General features: G+C 72.7%; 7 protein-coding genes. All 7 read right to left on the bottom strand.

Annotation, left to right across the window (positions count from 1 at the left end; all coding sequences use genetic code 11):
- Positions 1 to 231: 231 nt before the first annotated feature.
- The 7 genes from AB8Z75_RS26380 to AB8Z75_RS26410 all read right to left on the bottom strand — a co-directional run bounded on the left by AB8Z75_RS26380 (position 232) and on the right by AB8Z75_RS26410 (position 9,562).
- Positions 232 to 378: a hypothetical protein gene (locus AB8Z75_RS26380; RefSeq protein ID WP_369206174.1), complete on the bottom strand. Its 147-nt coding sequence runs from the start codon at positions 376 to 378 to the stop codon at positions 232 to 234.
- 144 nt (positions 379 to 522) lie between these two features.
- Positions 523 to 1,290, bottom strand: a complete 768-nt coding sequence (locus AB8Z75_RS26385; protein ID WP_369206176.1) for a metallophosphoesterase — start codon at positions 1,288 to 1,290, stop codon at positions 523 to 525.
- Positions 1,291 to 1,463: 173 nt separating this feature from the next.
- The gene (locus AB8Z75_RS26390) at positions 1,464 to 2,372 is read right to left on the bottom strand and encodes a phosphotriesterase (RefSeq protein WP_369206184.1); all 909 of its coding nucleotides are present in this window, start codon (positions 2,370 to 2,372) and stop codon (positions 1,464 to 1,466) included.
- 158 nt (positions 2,373 to 2,530) lie between these two features.
- On the bottom strand, positions 2,531 to 3,133 hold the full coding sequence (locus AB8Z75_RS26395) for a TetR family transcriptional regulator (RefSeq protein WP_369206178.1): 603 nt from the start codon (positions 3,131 to 3,133) through the stop codon (positions 2,531 to 2,533).
- A gap of 341 nt (positions 3,134 to 3,474) precedes the next feature.
- Positions 3,475 to 4,929 (bottom strand): aldehyde dehydrogenase family protein, encoded by a 1,455-nt coding sequence (locus tag AB8Z75_RS26400; protein ID WP_369206180.1) that lies wholly within the window; start codon positions 4,927 to 4,929, stop codon positions 3,475 to 3,477.
- Positions 4,930 to 5,106: 177 nt separating this feature from the next.
- On the bottom strand, positions 5,107 to 7,326 hold the full coding sequence (locus AB8Z75_RS26405; RefSeq protein WP_369206182.1) for a PucR family transcriptional regulator: 2,220 nt from the start codon (positions 7,324 to 7,326) through the stop codon (positions 5,107 to 5,109).
- 166 nt (positions 7,327 to 7,492) lie between these two features.
- Positions 7,493 to 9,562: an ATP-binding protein gene (locus AB8Z75_RS26410; RefSeq protein ID WP_369206186.1), complete on the bottom strand. Its 2,070-nt coding sequence runs from the start codon at positions 9,560 to 9,562 to the stop codon at positions 7,493 to 7,495.
- Between the last annotated feature and the right edge of the window lie 73 nt (positions 9,563 to 9,635).

The following is a 9,635-nucleotide window of genomic DNA, read 5'->3' on the forward strand; positions in this document are numbered from 1 at the left end:
GTCAGGGGGGAGGCCGCGTCCGCTGAGAGCCCCGGGGACGTGGCGCTGTTCGATGTCAGCGCGGGCGGTGGCCGCCGGCGCGAGCGGTTCGTCATCGCAGGTCGTTCGATGCTTCGGGGGGTCATTCGGTGCTCCGGGGCCATTCGCTGCTCCGGCAGTCGTTCGGTGGTCCAGGGGCCGGGAGGTGCCGCGCCCTCCGGCGGGCCGTCCCGTGCGCCCGCTCGGGCCGCTTCATGGTGTCGCGTCGTTCGGCGGCGTGTAGTGACCGGTCAGCATCGAAACGACGACCACGATCAGCAGCAGCAGGGCGATTCCCGCCACGGCGGCCGTCAGGGTGCGTCCGACCCGCCGTCGCTGCCACTGCTCACGCAGGGACATCGATCCCACCTCCCCTGTGGATGCGGACACCCTCGCACGCGAGTGCTGCGGAACTCCGTTCCCCTGAGCCCTGTCGAGCACTGTAACGGGGTGGCGGAAGGGGAGGACCGGTTCAGGTCCCTTACCGGACGGAACAGCGGCCGGTTACGGGACGGCGCGGAAGTGGGTGGTGAGCCGCCCCTCGTCGTCGTACACGTGGAAGGCGATCAGCGGCGGCAGCTCGTAGTCGAGAGGCCCATCGTCCTCACCCTCCCAGGGCATCCTGAGCGTCGAGACCACCCCGGGCGCCGCCACCAGCGGCAGACCCGCGAAGGTGGTGACCGCGGGAGTGTGGCTGTGCCCGCACAGGAGACCCGCGACGTGCTCGTGCCGGCCCACGACCTCGGCAAGACGCTCCTCGCCGAACTGCCGGATGGCGTCGACGTACTGGCCGTGCAGCGGAACGGGCGGATGGTGGAAGCAGACGAAGGCGGGCTTGTCGTCCGGCGCCGCGCTCAGCTCCGCCTCGAGCCAGGCGAGCGTCGTGTCGTCGAGACGGCCGTGACCCTTGCCGGGCACGCTGGAGTCGCACATCAGGAGCGTCGCGCCGAGCAGGTGGTGTGCCTGGTTGACAGGTGAGGCGTCGGCCGCGTCTCCGCCGAGCAGGACGGAGCGATACGGGCCGCGCACGTCGTGGTTGCCGGGACAGATGAGCGGCAGAACACCGTGCTCGGCGAACAACTTGGCCGCCAGCCGGTACTCGCCCTCTGTCCCGTGGTCGGCGATGTCCCCGGTGAGCAGCACAGCATCCAACTCGCCGGGGAGGCCGGCGAGCCGGGCCAGCACCCGTTCGGCGCGAGCGCGCGCCCGCGCTCCCTCGTCTCCCCTGTCCTGACCGAGGTGGAGGTCACTGATCTGCGCAAAGACGAACACGGTCGGTACTCCTCGCTGATCGGATGGTTTCGGTTGAGGCCCGTGCAGATTCGTTCGGGAACTTTTCGTAGCACCCCTGAGTTGTCGGCTGACGGCTGACGGCTGACGGCTGACGGCTGACGGCTGACGGCTGACGGCTGACGGCTGACGGTCAGAGGGTGGCGGGTGGCGGCTCAGCTCCTCCAGTGGGCGGCGAAGGCCTGCGCGGGATTGTCGACGAAGATGCGCCGGGCGAGGCTCTCGCCCAACTCGCGCGCCACACGCGGCTGCAGCACGCGGCTCACCTGCGGCACCCCGCCCTCGGACCGCGCCGTCGCGGTGACCGTGTCGCCGCCCAGAAGCAGGCGGTCGCCATGCCCGCGCTCCGCCAGATCCGCGAGGCTGTCGAACAGCCGCCAGTCCGTTGCGTGATGGGCCCGCGAGGGGCCGTCGAACACCAGCCAGGCACCGGAGCGCGCCACCTCCCGTTGCATCCGGATGTCCGGACACCGGCCCAGATGCCCCAGCAGCACGCGGGACGGTGGCACCCCCAGCCGCTCACACAGGAGGGTGAGCACCTCCGCCGCGCCCGTGCCCAGTTCGAGGTGGACGGCGATCGGGGCGCCGGTCGCGTGGTGGGCCTCCGCCGCGGCCGACATCGTCCGCCGCGCGTACGGACCGAGCCCGTGGAAGTCCCCGGCGACCTTGATCAGCCCCGCCCTCGGTGCCGCCCCGCAGATACCGCCGCGCACCCCCGAGGTCAGCTCCTCCACGAAGAGCTCCGCCAGGTCGGCCGGGGGCTCCTCGGCGTAGTGGGCGGCTTGGTGCAGCCCCGTCGCCGCGACCAGACGGACACCCGTGCGCCGAGCCAGTTCCGCCAGCGCGCCGGTATGGCGGCCCATCCCGTAGGGCGTCCACTGCACGAGGCTCCGGCCCCCGTGCGCGGCGAACTCGCGCAGTTGACGCTCCGCGGCGTCCGTGTCGCTCAGTTCCTGGCCGGGCAGCCGGGGGCTGCGCAAGAAGAGGTGATCGTGGCTGTCGCAGACGCCCAGCTCAGCTCCTGGGAGGTCCCCAAGAACCGTCCGGACAGCGGGAGAACCCATCTCGCCGGTCGACGGCGCGTGGGCCACGGTACTACCGGGGGCCGGGACGGCTCCTGGGTCGGCCCGTGACCCACCCTCGGAGCTTCCCCCACCGGACGCCCCGCAATCGGACGCCCCGCAGTCGGACATCCCGCAGTCGGACGCCCCGCGATCGGACGTCATGACGCGGCGCCCGCGGCAGCGCCGGTTCCGGTCGCATGCGCGTCCAGGAGCGCCAGGAGGCCGTCCGCCGCCTCGTGGAACGGCCCGGGATCACCGGCCGAACGCGCGAGCACGTAACCTCCCTGCACGACGGCGACGATCGCGGCAGCCACCCGGGCGGGGTCCAGGGCAGGCCCGAACTCCCCGGTGGCGCGCCCCTCTTCGAGTACGCCGGCCAGCCGGGTCCGCAACCAGGCGAAGGTCTGACTGAGCGGCGCGCGCAGTTCCGGGTCGGCGACCACGTCCGGGTCCTGGGCCAGTCCGCCGAGCCGGCAGCCGCGCAGCACCTCGCGTTCCCGCCGCAGATACGCCGCCACGCGCTCGCGTGCGCTTCCCTCGCGCGCCAGTTCCGCGTCCGCGAGCGCCCGCAACTCCTCCGCACTCCTGCGCACCGCCGCTCGCGCCAGGTCGGGCTTGCCTCCGAAGTGGTGATACATGCTGCCCTGACCCACCTGGGCCCGCTGCTGGATGGCGCGGGGGCTGGTGCCCACGTAACCGCGCTCCCACAGGAGTTCCTGGGTGGCCTCGATCAGCCTCCGGGCCGTGTCCGTACCGCTCATGGGGACACCTTAGACCACCGTACGTACTAGTAGGTACGGAAAGGGGCCCGCACGGCGGCCACCCCCCGGACGAGGCGACCTGGAGGGGGGGGAGGAAGAAGGCGGGGCCGGAACACGGACAGGCAAGAAGCCGGTACGCCGCTGCCGGACACCCTGGAGCGGGCGCCCGGCAGCGGCGCAGCAGCGGCCCGGCCCGGGGCCACCCACCCTCGGAGCCGAGGCGGAGGGTGGGTGGTTCGAAAACCGGCGGCCCGAAGACCAGCGGCTCGGAGACCAGCGGCCCGAAGACCGGCGGCTCGGAGACTCGGATACTCAGAGGTCGAGGCCGGAGGCTCGGATGCTCAGAGATCGAGGCCCGTGAGCACCATGACGCGCTCGTAGGTGTAGTCCTCCATCGCGAAGCGCACCCCCTCACGGCCCACGCCGGAGTCCTTGACGCCTCCGTACGGCATCTGGTCGGCGCGGTAGGACGGCACGTCCCCCACGACGACACCGCCGACCTCCAGGCCACGGTGCGCCCGGAAGGCGGCCTGCACGTCATGCGTGAACAGACCGGCCTGCAGGCCGTACCTGGAGTCGTTGACCGCCGCGAAGGCCTCCTTCTCGCCGTCCACCTTCACGAACGACATGACGGGTCCGAAGACCTCCTCGCAGCCGATCTGGGTGTCCGCGGGGACGTTCTCCAGGACGGTCGGCTCGACGCTCGCGCCGTCCCGCTTGCCGCCCGTGAGCACCTTCGCGCCGCGGGAGACGGCCTCGCCCACCCACGACTCGACACGGCGCGCGGCCTCCTCGCTCACCAGCGGGCCGACATCCGTCGACTCGTCGGAAGGGTCGCCGGTGTTGAGCGCCTCGACCGCGGCCACGACCTTGGGCACCAGGCGGTCGTACACGGACGCGTCGGCGACCACCCGCTGCACCGAGATGCAGGACTGTCCCGCCTGGTAATTGGAGAAGGTGGCGATGCGCTGCGCCGCCCAGTCGAGGTCCGCCTCGGAGGAGTAGTCGGCGAGGACGACAGCGGCGCCGTTGCCGCCCAGCTCCAACGTGACCCGCTTGCGCGGCGCCGAGTCGAGGATGGACCAGCCGACCGGCGCGGAACCCGTGAAGGAGATGATCGGCAGCCGCTCGTCCTGCACCAGACCCGGCATCTGGTCGTTCGGCACCGGCAGCACCGACCACGACCCGGCCGGCAGGTCCGTCTCGGCGAGCAGCTCACCCAGCAGCAGCCCCGACAGCGGCGTGGCGGGTGCCGGCTTGAGAATGATCGGAGTGCCGACCGCGATCGCCGGGGCCACCTTGTGGGCGCATAGGTTGAGCGGGAAGTTGAACGGCGCGATTCCCAGGACAGGGCCGTAGGGGAAGCGGCGGGTGAAGGCGAGCCGGCCCGTGCCGCCCGCGTCCGAGTCGAGGCGCTGGGCCTCGCCGCCGTTGAAGCGGCGCGCCTCCTCGGCGGCCCAGCGGAAGACGGACACACAGCGGCCGACCTCACCGCGCGCCCACTTCATGGGCTTGCCGTTCTCGGCGGAGATCAACTCGGCGATCTCGCCCGCACGCTCCTCCAGGCGGCGCGTGACGTGGTCGAGCGCGGCGGCCCGGACGTGGGCCGGCGTCGCGGAGAACTCGTCGGCGACCGCGACAGCGGCGGCCACGGACTCCTCCACCTGCTCGGCGGTCGGAATGCTGACGGCGCCGACGTGCCGGCCATCCCACGGCGAGGTGACATCGAGGATGCTGTCGCCGGTGGCCTTGCGGCCGGCGAGCCAGAATGCGTGAGGAGAATTCGCTGTCGTCACTGCGGATCGCCTTCCGGATGCGGATGAGTGGCTCTGTTTCCGCGTCCACCGTAGGCCGTGTGAGCCCGACCGCTTCTTGTCCGGAACGTAGCACTTGTGCGGGAGCGTGCTACGCAATGTCCCTGTGCCGGTCGTCCCGCACAGGTGTCCCTCACAGGGGAAGGGCCCGGAAACAGCTCAACTGGTGGCTTTGAGGGCCAGCCACAGCTCCATGCGGACATCGGGATCGTCCAGCGAACGCCCCAGGATCTCCTCCACGCGGCGCATGCGATACCGGAGGGTGTGCCGGTGCACGCCCAGCTCCGCCGCAGCCGCATCCCACTGGCCGTGCCGGGAGAGCCAGGCCCGCAGCGAGGCGACCAGATCGCCCCTGCCGTTCGCGTCGTGTTCGCGCAGCGCCCGCAGCAGCCCGTCCGCGAACGCACGCACCGCGTCATCGGCGAGCAGCGGCAGAACCGAGCCCGCAGCCACGTCCTCGTGCTCGACGAGCGGCACCCCGCGCCGTCTGGCGACGGACAGCGCCTGGTCGGCCTGCTTGAACGCGACGGCGGCGGCCGGCAGCCCCGCCGGGGCGGACACGCCGATCGACAGCCCTTCCTCGGCTCCCCTCTCGGGCCGCCGACCCGGCTGCGCGGCACCGGCCGTCGCGGCGAACTCGGCGCACGCGGCTGCCGCGGCACCCCCGTCCGACGCCAGCACGACCAGTCGCGCCCCGTCAGGCACCACGAGCACAGCTTCCCCGTTGCGTGCGGCTGCCGTCTCGATCGTGTCGGCGAGCTCTTCCAGCGGCCAGACGATCTGCCCCAGCCGCCCTGCGTCGGAGCTGTCAGCCTGCGGCCCGCCGCCCGGAGCGACCACCACGCCGGCCGCCGTCGACGCGACGGAGCCGACCCCGTGTGCGGGGCCGGAACCGTGACCGGGACCGGAACCGTGACCGGGACCGGAATCGTGACCTGAACCGGAGCCGGAGCCGGAGCCGTGACCGGAGCCGGACCGCGCAGGAGGGGCGGCCTCCTTGGTGACGGGCTCCTTGGGGACAGGCTCCTTGGCGGACGGTGCCGCCGTCGGAGACGTGGGTCTCCCCCTGGACGCGGAGGGGGCGGAAGGAGCCGCCTTCGGCGCGGGAACCTTCCTCGCCGTCGACGCCTTGGCCTCCCTCGCCCCGGAGACGGTGGGCGCGCCGCCGGAGAAGCCCGCCAGGTCGGTCAGACCGCAGGGCTCGCCCGCACGGGCGAGGTAACCGGTGGGAGCGGTGGAGGAGGAGTGCACGGCGGCAGTCGCCGCGGAGGGGCCCGGGCCGGCGGCGGCCCCCACCCCCGCGCGGGGCGTCCCGGCCGGGCGCGCGGAGGGGCCAGGAACACCCGACGCGCGCGAAGCACCCGAAGCGCTCGAAGCCCTCGCATGGGCCGCCGCGATGCTGTCTTGCGCGTACCGCGCGGCGGCGGCGGAAGCGGGCTCCGCGACGATGACCCGCATCGGAGCGTCCAGCAAACCGCCGTACAGCTGCCCGGCGACCGCGCGGGCGTGATCCCCCTCGCCGACGAGCAGCATCTTCATGACCGCGGCCCCCAGCCGCTGCTCCGCCTCCTGCAGGGCACGGGAGCGCTCCATGGTGAGAGTCAGCAAGGCGATCGCCGAGTTCACGGCGTACCGTTCCGCCGTACCCAACGGCGCCGCAGTCCCGACCGCCAGTACGGCCTTGGCGCGTCTGCCGCTGCCGACCGACTGGAGTTCGACGCGGTCGTCACCGCTGTCCGCCTCACTGACGACCGCGCTGGCCGGCGTCGGCCGGTCCCGCAGCCGCTCGGCGTCGCCCACGAAACGCGCCGCGCGCCGCACCGCCCAGGCAGGGGCTGTCGCGACGACGGAGCCGGACGCGTCGTAGAGCGCTGCCCACCCGTCGACCTGCGAAGCCAGCCGGGCGAGCAGCGCGGACGGTCCCTCGCGCGAGAGCGCGGCCCGGGTCATCTCACGCTGCGCGTCGAACCCGGCCGTCACAGCCCGGTACTGCTCCGCCGCGATGTCCGCCGAAACGGCCTTGCTGATCGCGATGAACGGAGTGCGCCGCGGCACCTCGAGCAGCGGAAGGTCCGCGCTCCGGCACGCCTCGACGAGCGGCCCGGGCACCCCGTCGTAGTTGACCCCGGCGGCGAAGCCGAGACCCACCACACCCTTGCCGACGAGCTTGTGCACATAGGCGTCCATCACCTCGGGGTCGTCCGCGTCCAGCTTGAGACCCGTGAAGAGTATGAGCTCGCCGCCGTCCATGTACGGCGTCGGATCCGCCAGCTCGCTGGAGTGCGCCCACCGCACGGACGCGTCCAGCCGGTCGTGCCCCGCGAGCACGGAGAGGCGGAGCGCGGAGTTCTGGACGAGCGTGGCAAGAGTCGGAGGCATAACGCATTTCACCGTACAGGCGTCCGCCCCCGTTCGGTCATTCACTCGATCGGGCGCGGTCCGGGTTCCGCCCGTCCCCTCTCGGCTCCCCAGCGGCTCCGCCTCCGCTCGCCAGCAAGCTCTGCCTGGGCTCCCCAGCGGCTCTGCCTCGGCCGGAGCGGTCCCGTCACTCCCCCAGCTTGGTGAGGATCGGCGGGGTGCGCTCGCCACGCACCGTGGTGAAGGAGAGAACCGCATGCTCGGGCTGCAGCTCGTTGGCCAGATCGGACGCCGACCACCGCTCCCGCTGCTCACTACGGACGGTGACCGATTCGGCCGTCACATGCTTACCCGTCGCCAGCCGCCTGACCGCGTGCAGCATCCGCGTGACCGGCTCGTCCGAGACCAGCTGCCGATTGGTCACCGTACGGGTCTGCACCCACTCCGTCCCCCATACCTCGGCGAACCGCTCCGCGTCCCACGGAGTGACCCCCGCACACACCATCCGGCACCCCACCGCCCCCAGCAGCGGGCCGCGCAACGGCTCGGGCACCTCGTCCAGAGCGCGCAGCGTGAGCAGCACACCGGCGTGCGCCGAGCGCAGCCGCTGCAGCCCGCGCAACGCCTGAGGCGTGACGGTCTGCGCCGCGTCGTCCAGCACCAGGCAGGTGAACAGCGACTGATCGGCCCGCGCGACGGCGCACTCGGTGAACTGCGCCAGCACCAGCCGCGCCAGAATGCGCGACGCCTCCGCGTGCCCCCGCTCCGGCAGGTCGATGCGGACCCTGAGCGGATACTCCAGCGCCCGAAGCGAGAAGGGGCGCCGGCCTTCTGCCCTGGGACTCCCCTCGGGCAGGAAGAAGTCCGCGAAGGCCGGCCTGTCCAGCAGCGCGATACGGTCGGCCAGCAGCGCGGCCACGTCCCCCGCACGCCCGGACTGGCGCTCGAAAGCGTCCAGCTCGCGCAGCTGGGCGCTCTGCCCCTGCGCGCGCAGGGCCTCCCGCAGCGCGTCCAGCGCGCCCGGAGCACCGTCCAGCAGCTCCCGCAGCTCAGGCACCGCGGGGAAGCGCCGGTGCACCGCCGCGAACGGGCCGATGAGCTGCGCCAGCGCCGTGGCCGCACGACGGCTGTCCCCGCCCGGCAAGGCCGCCGTCAGGTCACCCACCAGCGCCTCGGCCAGCATGCCGGCGGCCTCGTCCGGGTCCGTCGTGCCCCCGTACGGATCCAGGTCGTGGGTGGAGTCGGGATGCCCCAACCGCACCACCAGATCGAAGGACTCGTCGTGCACGAAGTGGGAGCCGGCGGGACTCACCGCGATCACCGCGGCCTGCCCCGCCAACGCCTGCAAGCAGAGCGACTCCACCACGGGCCGGGCCAGCTTCGTCGTCTTGCCCGTCCCCGGCGGCCCGACGGCCAGCGCCGACGTCCCCAGCAGCGAGGGGTCCAGCGCCACACCCGCCCCCCGGTACTCGTGCGGATTGCGCTCCGAGTCGGCTGCCCTGCCGATCCGTACCTGCCGCACCGACAGATCATGCTGCGCGGCCCTGACGGGGAGATCCCGAGCGCCCGAAGGGTGACGACAGGCACCCGCCCCCTCATTGACCACCCCGTCCACGAACGCCGACAGACGCTGCGGCCGCGCCCGTACCGTCTGCCACGCCCGGTCGATGCGGGCATGGTCGACATCCGTCATCAGCCCCGCCCGCAACTCCGCCGCCAGCCGCTCAGCGGCCTCCCCTGCCCCACCGGAACGCAACGCGGGCCACTCGACGGGGTCCAGGTGAGGAGGGGGGGCGGGAGACGGTTCGGCGACGCGGTCGGGGGTGACGCCTGCCTGGTTGCGTGCACCGTCATCACGCAGGAGTGCGCCCGCGCGACGAAGAAGCTCGTCCCATCGGCCGATGCGACCGAAGAAGACCGCCAAGCCCACGAACACCGCGGTGCTGTAGAGGCGGGTCGCCCACCCGAAGAGGGTGTGGTCCTCCCCGGGCTCCCGCCAGGAGTCCGGGACGAGAGCGAGAAGCGGCCATTTCCAGTAGTCCCCCAGATACCCGTTCCACAGCAGCGACCACAGCAGCCAGCCCATCAGGAACGAGATGAGTGCGCCGCTGACCAGTTGCCGAGCGGGGATGCGGTCGGGGTCCTCCGGTGGGCGCGGCTGGTACCCGCAGCGCCACACGCCGGGCAGGGCGTCGGGACGGGGCAACCGCAGCCAGTCGGCCAGTGGTGGCGCGGACTGCGGTGTGCTGGACGGCATGGGGGGTGGTCCGGTCTCCACCCCGTGTGCGCGGGTCGCGTCGCCCGTTGCGGGTGGTGCGGTGGGGGGCGGC

This window comes from Streptomyces sp. PU-14G, assembly GCF_041028275.1.
Classification (GTDB): Bacteria; Actinomycetota; Actinomycetes; order Streptomycetales; family Streptomycetaceae; genus Streptomyces.

Bases quoted from the DNA above. Each gene is read 5' to 3' on its own strand.
- AB8Z75_RS26390 (WP_369206184.1), bottom strand. From the start codon at position 2,372: ATGGGTTCTCCCGCTGTCCGGACGGTTCTTGGGGACCTCCCAGGAGCT.
- AB8Z75_RS26380 (WP_369206174.1), bottom strand. From the start codon at position 378: ATGTCCCTGCGTGAGCAGTGGCAGCGACGGCGGGTCGGACGCACCCTG.
- AB8Z75_RS26405 (WP_369206182.1), bottom strand. From the start codon at position 7,326: ATGCCTCCGACTCTTGCCACGCTCGTCCAGAACTCCGCGCTCCGCCTC.
- AB8Z75_RS26410 (WP_369206186.1), bottom strand. From the start codon at position 9,562: ATGCCGTCCAGCACACCGCAGTCCGCGCCACCACTGGCCGACTGGCTG.
- AB8Z75_RS26395 (WP_369206178.1), bottom strand. From the start codon at position 3,133: ATGAGCGGTACGGACACGGCCCGGAGGCTGATCGAGGCCACCCAGGAA.